The sequence below is a fragment of the Paraburkholderia sp. FW306-2-2C-D06C genome, assembly GCF_058781505.1.
The window spans coordinates 1-18890 of record NZ_JBYSWU010000062.1 but is presented as its reverse complement, the minus strand read 5'-3'; the positions used below and the strand labels follow the sequence as shown (position 1 = coordinate 18890).

Genomic DNA, 18890 nt, shown 5'->3' with positions numbered 1-18890 from the left:
CACTCAGTCTCCGCGGGTAAGCGTTACTAACCATCGCAGCAATTATTCGGGCAACCCGGAGAAAGATCGATTTGACCGGACATTGAGAAGCTGCCGTTCAGACTGGATGCGTTGTCCACGTAGCTGTGCACTTCGAAGCCGCCGTTTGCCAAGCCAAATTGAACGGCCAACTTCTTCATTAATGCAGCTCGTTGCGCCGAGAGCTGAGCGGCTTCCCTCTCATCTGGCGCCGACGTTGCGACAATGTTTGTCCACAGCTGAATTGGGAAACTCGACTTCATGTCAATTGCCCATGATGCGAGCCGGATAGTCTCCTTCGAAGTCAACTCTGCAGAATTCCGTTCAAACGGTACAGAAATGATTTGCGTTGGTCTATTTTGTGGGCCTACGCATGCGAATGAAGAAGCGGAGAACAATAAGGCAATTAATGCAAGAATCTTAAGCACGAACATCCTCCGCATAGACAATGTATAGCGCAATACTATCGGCATTTGCGATGGCGAGATCAGGGTGGTCGTGAGCCCAAATCTTCATATACGAATTGAATCCATACATGTTATCGAGGCTCCCGAACGTATCGGTGAAATGTGTTGCTTCGTGGATGATCGTCGCAAGTTTCGACTCGCCGAACATATTGACGTCTCGTGCCGTACAGAAAGCGGGGGAAATGCATATGGTATGCGTTGCTGTGTTCGGTGCGCAGACATGCGCCATTTCGCGTTCAATGTTTTTCGTGTTAGGCGTACATCCGAGATAACGATCCAGCTCCGGCGTTGCACGCAAGAAATTTTTTGGCTGCAAGCCAGACAGTACGCGCCTTAGCTCTGGCAGGGATGTCATCAAGCGGTTACGCGTTACGGCATCGCATCTTCCGAACCAGTCACTTACGCGGTCTTGCGCTTGGTTTGACCAGACCGTTAGCTCTGCAAGTCGCTTGTCGATAAGGGAGATGGCAATGTCCCGCAAGCGCAACGCACGCTTCCGAAACTCGGTGTCCGTCATGTTCTCGCATATAGGCGGCCCGTTGAGCGTGAGGTCTACGTATACCTTTGAACCCGGCGTCGTGTTCGTCACCGCGCCTTCATGAACCAATACATATTCTGAATCAGGCATCTCCGTTCGTCTCCTTCACTTCGAGTTTGAGAGTTTCCGTTCCGTCTGTCGTCACACGCTGCGTATGACCCTCAGCATCGGTCACACCGTCAAACGTTCTGCCAGCCGTCGTGCGTATCCGATAGCGCATGTTTGCCAGAGGGCGGGACGTCATGGCATCGCGCAACACGTATTGCTCGTCAAAGCTTCCTGCCATCTGGGACGATGCACCGGACGGAAACGCGGCGGCTGCATGGCTGACGCCGCCCATGTCGTCGAAGACCATCCAGCTACGGCCATAGACCGGAATGATGCGCGGGGGCGTCGCGCATTTGCAGAGCACCTTATCGCCGCCTAGCGCCTGGTATCGACCCAAGGTGGCATCGAACATGCGCCGGTTGTCCAGGCATCCGGCAGCCGCAACGATCTCACCGGCACTCTTGCACCGGTCGCACCACGCCATATGGCCAAGAAACGTCATTCGTCTGTGGCGCCCGTCCTGACCTTCGATCGTGCAGTTAGCGAGCCCATCTATGACGCGGCTATTTTCTCCACTGTCGAGCGGATCATCTTCAACGACGCTATAGAAAATCGCCATTGGGTCAGGCTCCCGCATGTCGTGCTAAAGCGTCGTCAGATCCGTGAACCGGAACATCGAGCCGGACTGGAACGAGGCTCAGGGCTTGGTTTTCGCGATCGGGGCTATCGGTAATCGCATCGCCGTTATCGAGCAGGCTGCCAACGACAGCAAGTGGCCGGAAACCTGGCCTGTCGGGCAGGCCAACGCCCGTGACGATTTGCGCCCGCGTGCCGTCTGTGTATTCGACGAAATCGCCGACACAGGCCGCATTACGGTGAATCTCGCGGATAGGGTGGTCGCTCGTTGCTTCCCGCAGCACACCGCCGAGCCGCGTTGTCGCTCCTTTGACAGCAAAACGATATGTCGTCCTGATGTATGGCGGCGGCACATAGCTGGCATCGAAAAGCCCGTCGATTGTTTCGCCTGCACGCACGACGATGCCGTGGTCCTTCACCAGCGTCTCGATGATCCGGTCGCCATTGCTCAGGCTGCTGCCGACCAGTGCGGCAGGGCAGTTGCCGATCACCAGCGCGAAACCTGCCCCGTCCACAATCACCGCCTCACTGCCGTCCGGGTATGTCACGACATCTCCGACCCGTGCGACATTCAGACCGGCGATAGCGTAGCCACCGGTTGCGGTCGTAACCCGTCCGCCTCGAGTGGTCAGCGAACCGATTGTCGCGAACAGATAGGTTGTTTCGTTCGGTGCGTTATCTTTCATGCGCCAGTCTCCTTCAGGGTTGAACAAACTTCTGAAGGGAGATTGGCTTTGTCTGTTACTGACGTAAATCGGAGATATCTGAAAAATGTGTGGGGCGTTGATGTCCGTGACATTGGCATCACGCCCCGCCTATCCAGCACTGGTGAAAGTGATGTCTACAACGATGGGAAACGCGGTGCACGTAAAAAATGGCCCGCACATGGCGAGCCCTGGGAATTGTCACTCGATGTTAAGGGCTGTGCGGATGCAGTCCGCTTATAGCGCGGTGCGGCGACTTCGTGGCCTTCGAGAACTTCACCGCATTGAGCGGCCAAAACGCATCGTCACCGTGGAGCGCGCGCACCCTGAAGCGCCAGTTATCCTGCATGCCAGTTTTGGGATTGCCGTCGAAATTCCCCCACGGCTCCCCAAAAAAGTACTAATTGCCCGCGTGGACTTGAGCGGGCACCTCGGCCAACCACCGGTAGTGGAAACCTGCTGGACCACACTGTGGTCCACTAGTGCCCGTGACAAGGCAATCATCCACCCCTTCTCGCGCTGCGCGCTCGCTGAAACGGTACTTCACAAAACCGCCTGCCGGTTTGGGCGCTCTTTCTTTGGCTCCCGGAAAAGCTCACCGGTGATTTCTTCAAGCTATTTTGGATCCCGAAAACACTCACCTCACGACACGGCACTGCTCAGCAATGCCGTGCAGAAGGCCAAGACAACCATCCTCGAACTGTTCGACAGCCTCGGCAAACGACCGGAGTAGGCGGCGCACAATAAGCCGCCGCCGCCGGCCGCCGCACTCAGGAAGTGCGCACCCGCCGCACGAAAATGCGCCGCGTCAAATCGAACGCCACCAGATTGCCGGCCAGCACCAGCACGAGTCCGACCACGGACAGTGCTGACCATTGATAGCCTTCGAATACCGTCGACGCCGCCAGCGCCACGATCGGAAACAGCACGGTGCAGTAAGCCGCGCGTTCCGGCCCGATGCGCCCCACCAGCATCAGGTACGCGGTAAAGCCGATCACCGAGCCGAATATCGCGAGGTAAGCGAGCGCGCCGAGATAACGCGCGGACGGCTCGATGGCGAAGGAAAAGCCCGCCAACGCGCTACCGACCGTCAATACGCTGGCGCCGATCAGCATCGCCCAGCTATTGGTGGCGAACGGGTGCAAGCCCATCGATTGCATCCGGCTCGACAGCAGATTACCCGCCGAGAAACACAAGGTTCCGAGGAAGGCGACTGCGAGGCCCAGCCATGCAGCATGATCGCCCAGGTGTCCCGCCATCTGCTGGACAAACAGGCACACGATACCGACCAGACCGAGCAACGCGCCCGCAATCGCCGAAGGCTGCAGCGGACGGCCCATGAAGAGCCGGCCGTTGATCGAGTTCAACAGCGGCGCGGTCGAAAAGACCACCGCTACCAGTCCGCTCGGCACGACCTGCTCGGCGTAGTAAAAGCACAAGAAATTGACGCAAAAGAGCGCCAACCCCTGCGCGGCCAGAAAGCGCCAGGCGGCGCGTGGTAGCCAGATCGGGCGGCGCATCAGGCGCAGCAACGCGAACAGCACCAGCGCGGCGATCCAGAAGCGCCAGGCGATGGAGACCGGCGGCGGCACGGCCCCCAATTGCCACTTGATTGCGATCCAGGTGGTGCCCCAGATCAGAACGGTGACGGCGTACAGCGACAAATTCATGGCAAGCCTGCTGCATTAAGTGGAGCGGAAGCTCAACTATGCGGCGGCACGCGTGAGCGCACTTGTCCAGGATTGCGCACTTTTTCGTCGCGGCAAGCCACGGTGCATGGCTCGCCCTATACTGACGCTTCCCCACTCATCAGACGCATGCCGCTCGTTCCGTGAACGCCAATCCGCCCGCCGCCGCGATGGACTCCTCCGAAACGCCGTTCGGCCTTCACTCGGTGTGCCACACGCTGCGCAATGCCAACGCGAATCTCGACCGGTTCGCGTGGCTCGGCGATAAATTGGCTATCGCCGTGTGGACGCGCGACACCGAGGAAGCCGAGACCGTCTACGAGCGGCCCGGCCATCACACGCTGTCGTGCTATCTGGATGGCGGCTATCGAACCGAAAGACAGAAAATGCCCGGCCGCTACGGTGCGCCGGCGCGGCTTTGCGCGTTGCCCGGCGATCATGAATCGCGCTGGTGGGTACGCGGCCACATGCATTTCATGCATCTGTACTTCCTGCCGGAGCACTTCACGCAACGCGCCGTGCAGGAACTCGACCGCGAGCCCCGCGAGCTGACGCTCGCCGATCGCACCTATTTCGAAGACCCGCGCATCGCCACCCTGTGCCGATCGCTTGCCAATGAAAACTGGCAGGATCCCGACGGTCTGCTGCGCACCAATGAAACCGCGCACCAGGTGCTGAGTCTGCTGTTGCGCGCGCAAGGCGTGCGCCGCACCGACACGTCGCTCAAAGGCGGTTTGTCGGTCGCCACGCGGCGGCGCTTGCGTGACTACATCGAGAACCATCTCGCGCAGACGCTGACGCTCGGCGAACTGGCCGGCGTCGCGTCGTTATCGGAATTTCATCTGGCGCGTATGTTCCGCACGTCGTTCGGGTTGCCGCCCGCTGCGTGGATCGCGCAGCAGCGACTCGAACGCGCGCGCACGCTGCTGCGCACCACCTCGCTGCCGCTCACGCAAGTCGCCGAGCGCTGCGGGTATGCGAACGCCAGCCATTTCAGCCACCGGTTTCGCGAAAGCGTCGGCGTCGCGCCGACGGCATATCGTCAGGCCGTCGGCGAGTCATAGCGGCGTTGCATGGGCACGGATGACGCGGCTGGCCGTACTCAACAAAATGCAGAGGACGCGCCGCCGAGGCCTCCCGCTGCGAGAACGCATACGTTAATACACCACGTCATGTTCATGCTCACGCAGTTCGCCCGGAATAAACGCCTTCTCAAGCCCTCCTTCGTTTAACCATGTTCGCGTTGTTTCAGCTGCCCGGTCGATCAAGCGATCGCATTGAGTGTAGTCGTACGGTGAGACATCCAGCGGGCACAGCGGCGGCACGACGAAGATCTCCGCGCGGGCCGAATAGAACTCGAGGTCGCGGACGAGTTGCCGCGCGATGACGAGCGTCAGCGCATGCATCGCCTGGGCGATCGCGCTGGAAGGCGGCTTCCGCAGCGCACAGGCAAAGCCGGCCGGCAGCACGATCACGCGCGTGGCGCCGAGCCCGACCGCCACCGAGATGGGTGTGTTGTTGGCCACACCGCCGTCGACCAGATCGAGTCCGCCGATCCGCACCGGCGGGAACACGCCAGGAATCGCCGCGCTCGCCAGCACCGCTTCCACCACCGGCCCGGACGACAGGATGATTTCGTTGCCGGTCAGCATGTCGGTGGCCACGACGTGCAGCGGTAGCGCCGCCTGCTCCACGCGCGCGTACGACAAGTTTTTTTCCAGCAGCACACGCAGCGCAGTCGCCTGGAAGAGGTGCGGCCGGCGCCGCAGCACCATGTCGAGAAACCCGAACATCGTCAACGGCATGATGTCCCGCCGACGGATACGGCACCACAGCGCTTCGAGCATCGCCACACCGTCGCCGTCAGGGCGGCCCGCGAAATAGGCGGCGTTGATTGCGCCGGCGGATGCGCCGACCACGATGCCCGGACGTTCGCCCCGGCGGAGCAGTTCGCGCAACATGCCGACCTCGATCGCGCCCAGACTGCCGCCGCCGGCGAACACAAATGCGGTCAACCCGGTGCGAGCCGACGCAACCGATAAATCGGATAACGCGCAATGATGGAAGGACATGTTGGTCGCTCCTGCCGGACAACGCGGAATTCGCACGCCGATACTGCTTGACGCAGAGTCGCACGAAACGGCAGACGGCTCAATGCGGATCATGCCTGACGGGTTCTGCCTGCTCAAACCGCGGCGGGCTGACCGCGGCGGGCTGACGAAGCTGCGCCCCACCCAGGCGTCAGAACGCTCGCCAGGCGCTGTCTCCGTCAGCCACGGTCCCCCTCAATGCCCCTTGAACAGATCGAGCAACTGGTTCTGCATCGCCATCATCTCGTGCGAATGCTTCATTTCCATCTGCGCCATCGTGTCCTGATACTCCATTTCCATCTGCATCATCTTCTGTTGAATACCGATGGCCTGCGTGCGTTGTTCGGGCGTGAGCTTGTCCATCATCATGCTGTAGTTCGGCGGCATGACGTAGGTGCCGGCGCGCCCGATTCCCTGCGCCTGCACCGAGCCTGCTGCGAGCGCCAACGGCAGCAGTCCGCACAGAATGATGGTTCGAATCGATTTCATGTCATCTCCACTTTTACGCGAGTAGCGGGCCGTCGAGGCGCGCCAGGTAAGCGACGTTCAAGCACTCAGAATGGCTGGCTTCGGGGGATCCGTCGCACACACGCCGGCTCTGGGAACACAACACCCGGACCGGCGCTCGAGAAGGCCGGCCAGGTGTTTCATGGACTTAGTCGCAAACGCTGACTGGAAATGACAGGCGGGGTGAAAATAGCCTTGGCGGTCTTTCGTTTACCTAAAGACGCGCATCATTGCGATGCATCCTTCTGACGCAAGGATTCCGGCAGACCGTACAACACGATCAGCGCGCACACGAGGCTCATTGCGCCGATCACATACAGCGCCGGCGTGGTGCTGCCGGTCAGGTCGCGCACGCGGCCAACCATCACCGGACTCACAATGCCGCCGACCTGCCCGAGCGTGTTGATCAACGCGATCCCGCCTGCCGCGCCCGCGCCGGTCAGGAGTTTCGGCGGCAGCGCCCAGAACGCCGGAATGGAAGCGACCACGCCCGCGCCCATCACGGCCAGCGCAACGACCAGCAGCGCGGTTTGCCTGTCGAACAAGCCTGCGGCAAAGAAGCCGAGCGCCGCCATCACGAGCAGACCGCAGACGAACTTGCGCCGTTCGCCCGTGGCATCCGACATCCGGCCCACCGCCACCATGCAGATCGCACCGGCGATATAAGGCACTGCCGTGAGCAGGCCGATTACCGTCGGATTGTGGGTGCCGGCGACGCGGATCAGATGCGGCGCCCAGAAGTTGAGTCCGTACGACGCAACCTGAATCATGAAGTAGACCAGCGCGAGCGTCAGAAAGCCAGGCGTTCTGATTGCACCCGCCAGCGAATGTCCGGTGCTGGGCTGCCGGCTCTGTTGTGCGATCTGGCTCGACAGATACGACTTCTCCGCCGCCGACAGCCATCCTGCGTCCTCGATACGATCCTTCAGCAGCTTCATCACGAGAAAGCCAAGCGCGACGCACGGCAAGCCGCCCAGCAGAAACAGCCAATGCCAGCCCGGCATGCCGAGCACGCCGTTCATATGCCCGATCACCAGACCCGCAACCGGCGCCCCGACCAGGCCCGAAAACGCGGAGGCGAGAAACAGCATCGAAGTGATGCGCCCGCGGTAGCTCGGCGGAAACCACAGCGTCAGGTAATACAGCACGCCCGGCGCAAAGCCCGCTTCCATCGCGCCGATCAGGAATCGCAGCCCATAGAACTGCCATTCGTTATGGACGAATACCATCGCCGCCGTCGCCAACCCCCATGAAATCATGATCCGGGCAATCCAGCGGCGCGCACCGACCTTGTACAAAAACAGGTTGCTTGGTACTTCGAACAACACGTAGCCGATCACAAACAGACTCGCGCCAAGGCCGTATGCGGTATCGGACAAGCCAAGGTCGCTCTGCAGCTGAAACTTCGCGAAGCTGATATTGATGCGGTCGAAAAACGCGAACAGGTAGCAGATCATGATCAGCGGCATCAACCGCCACGCCACTTTGCGGATGAGGGTCGCGGCGTCGTGCCCGCTGTGCTGACGGCTGCCGGTTGCGACTGCGCCGAGGTCACTCATGGTTGTCTCCGATGCCGGATTCGGCAGTGCCGTCCGGTCGTATAGTCGGTCAAGGGGGTATCAGATTTGCAGAACGTATTCCGGCACGGGATGCAGGTCGCGATTGCGGCCGGCCTTCGCCAGTTGCCCGGGCACTTCGTGACCGAGCAAAGCAGGCAACCCGCGCGACAACGCGAGCAGCTTTTCCAGCTCGATCTCCGTCGGAATACCCATTTCGTCGCACATGTTCACGAGGTCTTCCGTGCAGATGTTGCCGGACGCGCCCGGCGCGAACGGGCACCCGCCGAGGCCGCCCAGCGCCGCGTCGAAGCGGCGCGCGCCGGCTTCGTACGCGGCCAGCACGTTGGCGAGGCCCAGGCCGCGCGTGTCGTGAAAGTGCAGCGTCAGCGCGGCAGCCGGCAGACGTTCGAGCACGCGCGTCACGAGCCGCGCGACCTGGCGCGGATTCGCCATGCCGGTCGTGTCGGCCAGCGTGATGCCCTGCATGCCCATCTCGCGATACGTATCGACAATGCCGATCACGCGGTCTTCGTCGATCCTGCCTTCGAACGGACAACCGAACGCGGTCGCTACAGTCGCGTTCAGCGTGACCTGGCTACCCTCATGCGAGTGCTGTAAAAACCGCACGATGTCGCCGAACGCCATCAACGACGCCTCGCAGCGCATGCGCATGTTGGCGCGGTTGTGCGTCTGGCTCGCCGACATCACCAGATTCAGCTCATCGGCGCGCGAGGCCAGCGCGCGTTCAGCGCCCTTCAGGTTCGGCACGAGCGCGACGTAGATCACGCCCGGATGCCGCTCGATCTGCTGGAAAACGGCCTCGCCGTCACGCAATGCCGGAATCGCTTTCGGTGAGACGAACGAACCCGCCTCGATGCGTGTGAAACCCGCGGTCGAAAGCGCGTTGATCAACGCGATCTTGTCGGCGGTTTCGACCCATGTGGGTTCGATCTGCAAGCCGTCGCGCGGCGCGACTTCCTGCACGATCAGCTTGTCAAAGTTCGGCTCGCTCATTGCACTGCTCCTTCGCGGCGCAGCCGCTCGATATCGTCGTTGGCAAAACCCAGTTCGCGCAGCACGCTGCCCGTATGCTCGCCCAGCGCCGGACCTTGCCAGCGCACTTCGCCCGGCGTGTCCGAGAGCTTCGGCACGATGCCCGGCATCTTCACCGAGGCGCCGCCAGGCAGGTTCGCTTGCAGCAACATGCCACGCGCCTGGTAGTGCGGATCGGCGACGATATCGGCCACTGAATAGATGCGTCCGGCCGGCACTTCGGCGCGTTCGAGCGCGGCCAGCACGTCGTCGGTGGAATGGTGCGAGGTCCACGCGGCGATCGCCTGATCGAGCAGCGCGCATTGCTTCGCGCGGCCGTCGTTGCGGGCGAGAGCGGGGTCGTCGGCAAGATCGGCGCGGCCGATCACCTGCATCAGGCGTTTGAAGATCGGATCGCTGTTGCCAGCGATCACGACATAGCCATCGTCTTCGGTCGGATAGGTATTCGATGGCGCGATGCCCGGCAACGCGCCGCCGCTGCGCTCACGCACATGACCGAGCAGATCGTATTCGGGCACGAGGCTCTCCATCAGATTGAATACGCTTTCGACTAGCGAAACATCGACGACCTGGCCCTCGCCCTGCCCAGTTTTCACGCGCAGCAGCGACATCAACGCGCCGATCACGCCGTGCAGCGAAGCGAGCGAATCGCCAAGACTCACGCCGACGCGCGCCGGTGCGCCGTCCACTTCGCCGGTCGTATAGCGGATGCCGCCCATCGCTTCGCCGATTGCGCCGAAGCCCGGCCGGTCGCGGTACGGGCCGGACTGGCCGTAGCCGGAGATGCGGACCATCGTCAGCTTGGGGTTGATCGCGTGCAGCACGTCCCAGCCGAGGCCGAGCTTTTCGAGCGCGCCGGGACGGAGATTTTCGATCACGACGTCGGCGTCGGCGGCGAGCCGTTTGACGATATCGATCCCGTCCGCCGACTTCAGATTCACGCAGATGGATTTCTTGTTGCGCGACTGCAGATACCACCAGAGCGAGGTGCCCTCATGCAGCTTGCGCCATTTGCGCAGGGGATCGCCGGTTTCCGGCGCCTCGATCTTGATGACCTCGGCGCCGAACTCGGCCATAAGGCGCGCGGCAAACGGCGCGGCGATGAGGGTTCCGATCTCGACGACGCGGATACCCTGCAGGGGACCACCCATGATGCTGTCTCCGAAGCGGGTTTCGTGTTGGGAGACAGCTTAGAAGCGGCGCCGCGGCGGCGTCCAACCGCAATTCGCCAACGACCGTTCGCGAACGGCGAACGCTCAGGTCCCGGCCGCGGCCAGCGGGGCTTCCGACGCCTCGATCGAGCGCAGGTGGTCGAACAGCAGACGGCTCACCGGCGACAGCGCGTCGACGTCGCGCACCACCAGCACCAGGCTGCGCTCGGACCATTCGTCTTCCAGCGGCACGCCGACGAGGCCGAGCGGGCGGCCCATGATCTGATAGACCTTGAGCGGCAGAACGCCGACGCCCATGCCGGCCTGCACCATCCGGCACACCGCGTCGAAGCCCGGCACGTGGATACGCAAGCGCAAGGGCTTGCCGGCCTGGCGCGCGGCCATGTGCGTGCGGGCATTGATCGAACTGGCTGCGTGCAGGCCGACGTGATCGCCGTCGAGCGTTTCGGCAAAAACGATACTGCTGCGGCCGGCCAGCGGATGATCGTCGCGCATCACGAGCACCAGCGAGTCGTGCCGATAGTGCGCGACGTGCAGATCGCGCGTGTCGGCGTCGCCGGAACAGATGCCGAGGTCGGCGAGGCTGTCGTCGACGGCTTCGACCACGCCGCCGCTCGGCCGCTCCTCGAGATCGAGTTTGACGCGCTCGTGCTGCAACTGGAACGCGCGTAAATCTTCAGGCAGGAATTCGACGATCGCCGACAGGTTGGCCATCATGCGCACGTAGCCGCGCACGCCGCTCGCGTGCCCAGCCAATTCGATGCCGATGTTTTCGATGTCGCGCATCACGCGGCGCGCGTGATGCAGCAGCGTTTCGCCGGCCGGCGTGAGCGTCATGCCGCGCGCGTTGCGCTGGAACAAGGTGGCGCCGATCGCCTGTTCGAGTTCGAGCAGACGTTTGCTCGCCGCCGATACGGCAATCGCCTCGCGCTCGGCGGCACGCGTGAGCGTGCCTTCTTCATAGACGGCGAGAAAGAGTTGGAGCGTGGTGAGGTCGAGCCTTCGTAGAAGGTTTTTGATTACCATGACGGGGCGCCGCGTCGTTGAGCAATGCGCCTATTCTGACGCCAGACACGGAAAATAGGTACGCCCCCGCCAAACCTCTAATCCGTCCACGCCGAGCCAAGAATCATCGTGACGCCGATGCAGTATCGGGAGCGCTTTCGCTCCGCCTGACGAAGGCCCGCTGACCGGCGCCGCCGCAAGCATGCAATGTTGTCTCTGCTCCCGAAAACCCTCACCTTTCGGCTGACACGCCGATGAATCACACGTCGGGCGCCGCTATCGCGTCGCGCCCGACGCTTCTCCCGAAACCCATACGGGTGATGGCGCATCAGACATCAGCGAGACGCAAGATGCGCATCGGCCAGCTCCCGAAAAAGCTCACCTCAGACGCTTGCGTGCGGGCTGCAAAGGCATGCTGGGCGGGGCACCCGTGGTTCCGGACCGGCCACTCCCGCAAACCCTCACCTTTGAGTGTGTTTCAGGTAATTTGCATACCCAGGTAAGAGGCGGTGCGCCGGGGCAGACTTTCATCAGCCGGATGAACGCGGATTGATCTTGCCGCTCACCGAATTCGGTCCAAAATCCGCTACGGCTCGTGGCCATATGCGCGGCTCCCGAATATTCTCACCTTTGCTCCGGCGATCGCATCTGGGAGCCGCCTGCAGCCACTCGCGGCCTCGACAATCACAACGTGTGAAGGATGCCCACGACCACCATTGCCTGACTTTTTGCACGCGGCTCCCGAAAGTTCTCACCTTTGGCCGGAACCGCGGCGTTCGTGCTGCCGCGTCCGTACCGCTCAGCCTGCCAGCTTGCGGAACGTTTCCAGCACCGCGTCGCCCTTGAAAGGCTTGACGATCCAGCCTTTCACGCCGGCCGCCTTGCCGCGCTCCTTCATCGCCGGGCTGCTTTCGGTGGTCAGCATGATCACGTTGACGGTCGTGTTCGCGAGTTCGCCGCGAATCTTTTCGACCATCGTCAGGCCGTCCATGTTCGGCATGTTGACGTCGCTGATCACCAGTTTGATGCCGGGGTTGGTCTTCAGTTTGGCGAGACCGTCTTTACCGTCCACGGCGGTGTCGACGTCCAGACCGTTCTTCTTCAGAAAGCCGGCCACTTCATCGCGCACCGTGCTCGAGTCGTCCACCACGAGAATCTTCGACATGATTTTTTCCTATGACAACAATCAGAACAGCTCGAGTTCGCCCGCATCGACCATCGCGCCGACGTCTTCCTCGACTTCCTTGAAATCCTCGGGCGACCAGCTCAGGCTGAACACAAAACGTTGATGCAGCTTGACCGACCGCCCCGACTGCGGGTCCGTCAGCCGATACATGAAACACAGTTGCGGATTGCCGCTGCCGAACGAGATGTACTTGTGCTTGTGATTCACCAGCAGCGGCACCTGCACCTGACTGCGCAGCCACGCGTCCGCGTCGCCGACATAGCGGTTCCGAAAGGAGCCCCAGATCAGGTTGGTCACTTCACCCAGTACGCCGTTCAGATCGCGAAAGTCGGCCTCGCCGTCATGCGCGCCATGGGTCATCTGGAAGCGATCCAGCAATTCGAGAATCGGCGCCTCCTCGGCCTGCATCATCATGTAGCCGCGACACCACGCACTCTCCAGCGGAATCAGGCTGAACACCTCACCGAAGATGATCCGGTCGCGCACGATGTAGGGCGTCTCGCAGGCGACGACCAGGTCCTTGAAGACGTCGCCGAGGATCGCCTGCGTCATCTCCGCGATGCCGCGCACCAGCGCGTTCGGGTAATCCAGGCTGAAGATGTATTCGTCGATTACCTTGCGCAGCGGCGCCATGTCGTGCCCGACGTAGGCAGCGCAGACCACCCTCCGCAGACTCTCCGGCAGACCCTCCAAAGTCGGATCGGATTCGCGGCGCATGATGATCGGCAGTTCGGGCCGCACGGCATTGATCCTGATCGCGATCTCGGCGCTCGCCTCGGCCGAACCGCCGTATCCTTCGCCAAACAGAATCGCGCCCAGATCGATATTCGAGCGCAACACCGAAGGCAGACGGCTCTTGCCGACCTTCACGCCGACCAGATTGTTTTCGTCGCAGAAGCGCTTCAGCGCGTCTTTATGCACCGGGCAGTCATCCAGCACCAGCACCTTGCTGACCGGCTTGTTCACGTTCATTTCGGGTTCCTGCTCATTGCCGATATCGACATAACGTTCAAAACATCTCCAGCTCGCCGCTGGTCTCTTCGACGGCGCTCGTATCCGCCACGAAGTCGACCGGCGCATCTGCGCAGACGCAAATCGTCGCGGCAAGCTGTACCGAACCCTCGATCGTGATCGAATACGAAGACAGAAAATCCGGTTTCAGTTCCTGCAAATGCGACAGGCAGCGAGCGCCCAGCACGTAAGGCGTCGACATGCCGAGGTCCGGGAAATAGCGCAGCAGTTCGTGATTCATCGCGCCGCAGCACAGGTTGCAGATTTCCAGAAACGCTTCCTGGAACGACCGGTCCGCGGTGTCTTTCAGAAAGTAGTTGCAGGTGCTGTCGTTGTCATCGAACTGAAGGATCAGCAGCAGTCTGAACACAATCGACGAGATGGTCAGTACGACCACCTGGGTGTCGCTCGTCGCGCCCATGCCGGCTTGCGCGACCGGCACGATCTCGCACGTATCGCTCGATTGCAGCGGCAAGCGCGCTTGCACAGCCCTGCGGAAAATGCGTTCGAAGCTATCCTTCGCGTGGCCGGTGATCACGTCGACACCTGGTGAAGCTTCGCCTGGAACTGATTGGCCAGCGACTCGACGCTGCTCAGCGACGCGGCGATCATCTTGCCGCCTGCCTGGATGTCCTGAAACGTCGAGGTCGTGGTCAGGTCGTTGCGGTGCAGGCTGTCGCGATAGCTCTTCGACAGTTCTTCGGAGCGCGCCGCAAGCGCGCGAACCTCGCTCGCCACCACCGCGAAGCCGCGCCCGGCCGGACCCGCTCGTGCGGCTTCGATCGAAGCGTTCAGCGAAACGATCACCACGTGCCGGACAATCGACGAAAGCTCCTGGTTTTTTGCGTGCATGTCGTGGTTTTGCGTCATCAGCGAAATCATCTGATCGTGCCAACGCTCGAACGTCGCGCCGAGGCTCTTCAGCCGCGCGGCTTCGCTCGCGATCTGTTGCGCGTGATGTGCCCACTGGTCTTTGTCGTCGGTGGCGGCTTGCAACGCCGCGCGCAGATCTTCAGATGCCGCCGATTGCCGCGCCAGTTCCTCGCGCAATTGTGTGAGCGATGCCTCCAGGTCTTGCGCGAACTGCTCGCGCTCACGGAGCGTTTCGACATGACCCGCGTGCTCGGACAGCAGCGTGTCGATTCGCGCTTCGCTTTTAGCGCGCAACCGTGCGATGGTCTTCCTGCTTTGCAACTTGTGCACGGCGAACGCCAGCAGCGCAGTGATTGCGCCGCCTGCCACCGCTGCTATCAGATACTGTGGAATCACAACCGATCCTTCCAAAAACCCTTGCCCGGCTCACGCCATTGCGTCGAGTCGCAGTTCGCCGGCATCGCCGCGCGCCTGCACACCTAACGTATCGACCGCGACGCTGTCCGGCAGGCACACGATCGTCTGGAACTGGCGGAACGATGCGCCCTTGTGATCGTCGGTGAAACGCAGCTCGATGCTGCCGTTTTCGCGCTTGAGAAAATCGCGCACGGCATCCATACCGACACCGCGGCCCGACACTTCCGTGACCGTTTCCGCCGTCGAGAAGCCCGGCCGGAAAATGAAATCGGCGATGGCTTCGTCGCTGAGCGATTCGTCCCGACCGATCCAGCCGCGCTCGACGGCGATGCCGCGAATCCGTTCGAGCGCGAGACCGCGGCCGTCGTCGCTGAGCGTGATCTGCAACGCGCCGCTGTCCACCCCGGCTTCGATATCGATCGTGCCGGCCGGCGTCTTGCCTTGCGCGGTACGCGCCTCGGCGGTTTCGATGCCGTGGTCCATCGAATTGCGCAGCAGATGCATGAACACATTGTTCAGCGTGCCGCCTGCCTGGCCGCGCAGGCGATAGCCGTTGTCGTCGATGCGCACGTTCGGCGCCTGCTTGCCCAGTTCGTGCGCGAGCGACGGCAGCGAGTCGAGCACGCCGGACAGCGCATCGCGCACGCTTTCGCTGCCCAGAGCCCGCAAGGTTCGGCGCACGGTGTCGCGCATCGACTGCAATTCCTGGAGCTCGCTTGCGTTCGCCTTATCCAGCAGGCTCAGGGTCTGCTGGATGTGTTCCTTCTCGACCATCACGTAGCGGCCCGCGTTGCCGGCGTCGTTCACGCGGCCCTTGCCTTTGCGGCCGAGACTCTGTTCGTTGATCTTCGCGTAGCTCTCAATGGCCTCGCGCACGCGTGTCAACTCCTGCATCAGATGCTCCTGATCCCACGAACGGTCCGCGTCCGGCTGGCGCAGTTCGTGATAGCTCTGCTCCGTTTCGTGGACGACGTTGGTCAGATGCTGGAGGTTGTAGGTCCGCGCGTTGCCCTTGATGGTGTGCATGTTGCGGAACAGCTCGGCGATCGCTGCGTGGTCCGCTTCGGAATGCTTGCGAATGATCCGCTCGTTTTCGCTGACGAACCCAGCGGAGCTTTCGATGAAATGATGGAACTTCTCTTCGCTGACAGCGAGAATCTCGCCGATCATGTCGAGGCGGCGGCGTTGTTCGCTGGCTTCGGCAGCGAGCTTGCGCAGCTCGGTGACGTCGCGCACGCACAGCATCAGGCGCACGATGACGTCGTTTTCGTCGGTGATCGCCGACCAGCTCAGGTCGAGAATCTTCACGCGGCCATCGGGCATGCGCTTCGAAATCTCGCCCACCAGCAGATGCTGATTGAAAGCGAAGTTGATGCAGTCTTCGCCGAGGCACGCGTGCGTCGCCGCATCGACTTGCGAGAGGACGTCCGAACCGAGATCGGTTTCCGAAAACACCAGGTTCATCAGACTGCGGCCGGCGATATCCTTCGTTTCGAAGATGTCTTCCAGATACGCCGAGTATTCTGCGTGAACCACGGCGCCATCGATCACCGTCAGAATGCCCTGCTGCATGTTCTGCAACATCGCCTGAATGTCGGCGGTCTTCTGTTTGAGCTGCGCCGAGCTTTCCTGGATCTTTTCGATCATCCCGTTGAAGGCGGCGATCGAATGGCCGATTTCGTCGAGGCGGCCCACCGGCACGCGGCGCGTGAAGTCCTGGCTCGAGGCGATCTCGCTCATCATCGCCTGCATGCGGCTGAGCGGGCGCGTGATCTGGCGGTAGAGCAGCGAGCCGATCGAGGTCAGGAGAATGATGGCGATGCCGGTGACGATGGCGATAGCCGTCGTGGTGGTGGCGAGCGTGGCGTTCAGCGTAGTGATCGCTTCGTCTTTCTCGCGGTTCTTTTCGACACGCAGGGTTTCGACGATGCCTTCGAGTTCGTCGCGATACTGCGCGACGTTGGCGAACAGATAGGCCTGCGCGAGTTCGTTCTTGCCAGCAGCCTTCATCTTCGCCGTTTCGGCGATAGCGGAGAAGTAGTTTTCCAGGCTGTCCCTGGCTTGCGACACCAGGCCTTTTTGCGCGTGGCTCGCGGCATCTTTCGCTTGCAGCGCGAGCGCCTGTTGCAGCGAGGCCTTTTTCTTCTTCAGTTCGTCCTGTGCCTGGGCGACCATGTTGTCGTCCGGCGCGTAGACGAGCGTCATTGTGGCGATCTGGACGTCTTTGACTTGCGACACGAGGTCGGCGGACGCGAGCGCGCTGGGCACGACACCCTCGGTCACCTGCCGCACTTCGCCCGCGCTGCCGCGGGTCTGATAGACGGCGTAGCCGCCGATCGCCGATAGAGCGACGAACATCAAGACAACCAATAGCGTGATGCGATGACGGATAGTCATTTGAACCCCCGAGGGTGTGGCCTTTTGCGTCGGCCCTCTGATGGGGCGCGCGCTTTTTTCGCGGAATCTGGTGATGTAGCAGCACTGGGAATTATTCCGGGCGCATGTTACCAAGCGATGACTAATTGCTGATAAAAAAGGGGGGCGGCGGCCCGAGGCGTTAATTTTTTTCTAAAGTTTTTCTCGGCAATGCCGTTATATAAAGTCCGTTTAAATTTGGCTTTAAAGCGGGAAGTGGCAGCGCCTGTTCTGGTTTGCGTGCGCGGCGCTTTCTGTCTGTGTGCCTGCGGCGTTGGCCTCCTTGCTCTGACTTCTTTGGCCGTTCTTTTCTTTTTCTTATTGGTTTATTAGCGTTGCCTCTGTGCGGAGCAACGCTAATAAACCAATAACGAAACAAGGAAAGACCAAAGTCATAAGAGCACACTCGTCAGCGAATCGCTGAAAGATGCTTCGCGGCTTCGCGCAGTGTGAGCGGCGAGATCACGTCTCGCGTAGCGGATAGAAAACCGCTCACTGCGTGAGGCGCATGCCACGCGTAGTCACGCAAAGCCCAACCGATGGCCTTGCGGATAAAGAAGTCCGTTTCCGCGGCCAGTGAGCGGGCATAACCGAATAGACGCTCCTCATCGGTACGGTCGCGCCAGCCGAGTTGGTGAGTCATTGCGATGCGGCGAATCCACAGCGACTCATGCTCGAGCGCGGCGTCCATGCAGATTTGCGCATTCGGGATTTGCTCCCGCGCGGATTTCAGAACGTCGCCGACCACGCCCGCCAGCGGATCGATCGAGTCCCACCACGCGCTACGTTGCGCTATCGAAAGCAGATGCTCGATGTCCGCAAGACCGAGGACCTTCCACTTGCGCGCCAGCAGATCGGTGGCGGCGTATTGATACTCGCGTTGCGGCATGGACCATAAGACGCGTGCGCATGCCAGGAGATGCTCCGCGTTCTCGACCGGGAGCCGCTTGAAGACCGGCAATGTCGCTTGCCGCCGCAGCGGCGTCGGCACTCCGGTGAACTCGAACTGGTTCCGCATGTAAGCGCGCATCGCGAGTGCGCGCTGGGCGTCGGCCTGTTGTGCGAGCGCCGCCTTGATCTCGCCGCGGAAAGCGTTGGGTGTCATCCCGAATATCCTCACCTTTGAGTTTGAAGTCCGGCGACAGGTAGCGTTATTCTCACCGCGTGTACTCCCGAATCTTCTCACCTATCGGCTGTTCGCCTCATTCCCGTGCTTCGCCTGGCACCTCGCGCGCTGCAGCCGTTCGTGCGGCTCGACGAAGCGCGCAGCGGCGATGCTCACTGCGGACTGGGCCTCGCAATCGTGCGGCGCCTCGTGCGATATAACGGCGGCGTTTTTCATGCCGGTAACGCAAGCGATGGCGGTTTCGTCGTGTCGCTTACGTTTCCGGGTTAGCCTCGGTTAGCCTTGCGCAGCATTGTTAGGAACGACGATCGCGCCGTACGGCCCGCCGCCGCCACCGCCGCCAGGACCACCGCCGCCGGGCCCGCCACCACCCGGAC

General features: G+C 61.7%; 19 protein-coding genes and 1 pseudogene. 3 read left to right on the top strand and 17 right to left on the bottom strand.

Translation table 11 applies throughout. The features are described 5' to 3' along the window. Positions 1–26 precede the first annotated feature (26 nt). From AC3WLT_RS32025 to AC3WLT_RS32010, 4 genes are read right to left on the bottom strand one after another with little or no spacing between them, the layout of a single operon-like run. Complete coding sequence (locus tag AC3WLT_RS32025; RefSeq protein WP_492595636.1) at positions 27–446, bottom strand: hypothetical protein; 420 nt, start codon at positions 444–446, stop codon at positions 27–29. Continuing rightward, positions 439–1113, bottom strand: a complete 675-nt coding sequence (locus tag AC3WLT_RS32020; RefSeq protein WP_492595635.1) for a M35 family metalloendopeptidase — start codon at positions 1111–1113, stop codon at positions 439–441. The genes AC3WLT_RS32025 and AC3WLT_RS32020 overlap by 8 nt, the downstream gene beginning before the upstream one ends. Beyond that, complete coding sequence (locus tag AC3WLT_RS32015; protein WP_492595634.1) at positions 1106–1690, bottom strand: PAAR domain-containing protein; 585 nt, start codon at positions 1688–1690, stop codon at positions 1106–1108. The genes AC3WLT_RS32020 and AC3WLT_RS32015 overlap by 8 nt, the downstream gene beginning before the upstream one ends. A 4-nt stretch (positions 1691–1694) precedes the next feature. Further along, a complete protein-coding gene (locus tag AC3WLT_RS32010; protein WP_492595633.1) occupies positions 1695–2393 on the bottom strand; it encodes a PAAR domain-containing protein in 699 nt (232 codons plus the stop codon). Between the two features lie 151 nt (positions 2394–2544). Between AC3WLT_RS32010 and AC3WLT_RS32005 the strand changes: the two genes are divergently transcribed. Continuing rightward, positions 2545–3144 (top strand): hypothetical protein, encoded by a 600-nt coding sequence (locus AC3WLT_RS32005; RefSeq protein ID WP_492595653.1) that lies wholly within the window; start codon positions 2545–2547, stop codon positions 3142–3144. A 37-nt stretch (positions 3145–3181) separates the two neighbouring features. On the opposite strand, the gene AC3WLT_RS32000 is transcribed toward AC3WLT_RS32005, so the two are convergent. After that, positions 3182–4081, bottom strand: coding sequence for a DMT family transporter (locus AC3WLT_RS32000; RefSeq protein ID WP_492595632.1), 900 nt, complete (start codon positions 4079–4081; stop codon positions 3182–3184). Between the two features lie 188 nt (positions 4082–4269). On the opposite strand from AC3WLT_RS32000, the gene AC3WLT_RS31995 reads away from it, so the two are divergent. Further along, positions 4270–5163 carry a helix-turn-helix domain-containing protein gene (locus AC3WLT_RS31995; protein ID WP_492595631.1) on the top strand — a complete coding sequence of 298 codons (894 nt, stop codon included), beginning with the start codon at positions 4270–4272 and terminating at the stop codon, positions 5161–5163. A gap of 93 nt (positions 5164–5256) precedes the next feature. Here the strand turns inward: AC3WLT_RS31995 and AC3WLT_RS31990 are convergent, their stop codons facing one another. The 12 genes from AC3WLT_RS31990 to AC3WLT_RS31935 form a co-directional block, all read right to left on the bottom strand. After that, entirely contained in the window at positions 5257–6171 is a 915-nt protein-coding gene (locus AC3WLT_RS31990; protein ID WP_492595630.1) for a patatin-like phospholipase family protein, read from the bottom strand. A 213-nt stretch (positions 6172–6384) separates the two neighbouring features. After that, entirely contained in the window at positions 6385–6678 is a 294-nt protein-coding gene (locus AC3WLT_RS31985) for a hypothetical protein (RefSeq protein WP_492595629.1), read from the bottom strand. A gap of 245 nt (positions 6679–6923) precedes the next feature. Next, positions 6924–8255, bottom strand: coding sequence for an MFS transporter (locus tag AC3WLT_RS31980; RefSeq protein WP_492595628.1), 1332 nt, complete (start codon positions 8253–8255; stop codon positions 6924–6926). A 60-nt stretch (positions 8256–8315) separates the two neighbouring features. Further along, positions 8316–9269 carry a hydroxymethylglutaryl-CoA lyase gene (locus AC3WLT_RS31975; protein ID WP_492595627.1) on the bottom strand — a complete coding sequence of 318 codons (954 nt, stop codon included), beginning with the start codon at positions 9267–9269 and terminating at the stop codon, positions 8316–8318. Further along, positions 9266–10459, bottom strand: coding sequence for a CaiB/BaiF CoA transferase family protein (locus AC3WLT_RS31970; RefSeq protein WP_492595626.1), 1194 nt, complete (start codon positions 10457–10459; stop codon positions 9266–9268). The genes AC3WLT_RS31975 and AC3WLT_RS31970 overlap by 4 nt, the downstream gene beginning before the upstream one ends. Positions 10460–10564: 105 nt before the next feature. Further along, positions 10565–11506 carry a LysR family transcriptional regulator gene (locus AC3WLT_RS31965; protein WP_492595625.1) on the bottom strand — a complete coding sequence of 314 codons (942 nt, stop codon included), beginning with the start codon at positions 11504–11506 and terminating at the stop codon, positions 10565–10567. Positions 11507–12284: 778 nt separating this feature from the next. After that, positions 12285–12650, bottom strand: coding sequence for a response regulator (locus AC3WLT_RS31960; RefSeq protein ID WP_492595624.1), 366 nt, complete (start codon positions 12648–12650; stop codon positions 12285–12287). A gap of 21 nt (positions 12651–12671) precedes the next feature. After that, on the bottom strand, positions 12672–13643 hold the full coding sequence (locus AC3WLT_RS31955; protein WP_492595623.1) for a chemotaxis protein CheX: 972 nt from the start codon (positions 13641–13643) through the stop codon (positions 12672–12674). 37 nt (positions 13644–13680) lie between these two features. Then, positions 13681–14220 carry a hypothetical protein gene (locus AC3WLT_RS31950; protein ID WP_492595622.1) on the bottom strand — a complete coding sequence of 180 codons (540 nt, stop codon included), beginning with the start codon at positions 14218–14220 and terminating at the stop codon, positions 13681–13683. Then, positions 14217–14951, bottom strand: coding sequence for a methyl-accepting chemotaxis protein (locus AC3WLT_RS31945; protein WP_492595621.1), 735 nt, complete (start codon positions 14949–14951; stop codon positions 14217–14219). The genes AC3WLT_RS31950 and AC3WLT_RS31945 overlap by 4 nt, the downstream gene beginning before the upstream one ends. 30 nt (positions 14952–14981) lie before the next feature. Beyond that, a complete protein-coding gene (locus tag AC3WLT_RS31940) occupies positions 14982–17369 on the bottom strand; it encodes a HAMP domain-containing protein (protein ID WP_492595620.1) in 2388 nt (795 codons plus the stop codon). Positions 17370–17796: 427 nt separating this feature from the next. After that, positions 17797–18492: a DNA alkylation repair protein gene (locus AC3WLT_RS31935; protein ID WP_492595619.1), complete on the bottom strand. Its 696-nt coding sequence runs from the start codon at positions 18490–18492 to the stop codon at positions 17797–17799. Positions 18493–18615: 123 nt separating this feature from the next. On the opposite strand from AC3WLT_RS31935, the pseudogene AC3WLT_RS31930 reads away from it, so the two are divergent. After that, positions 18616–18783, top strand: a pseudogene (locus tag AC3WLT_RS31930) (ATP-binding protein); the annotation flags it as partial. Positions 18784–18890 lie beyond the last annotated feature (107 nt).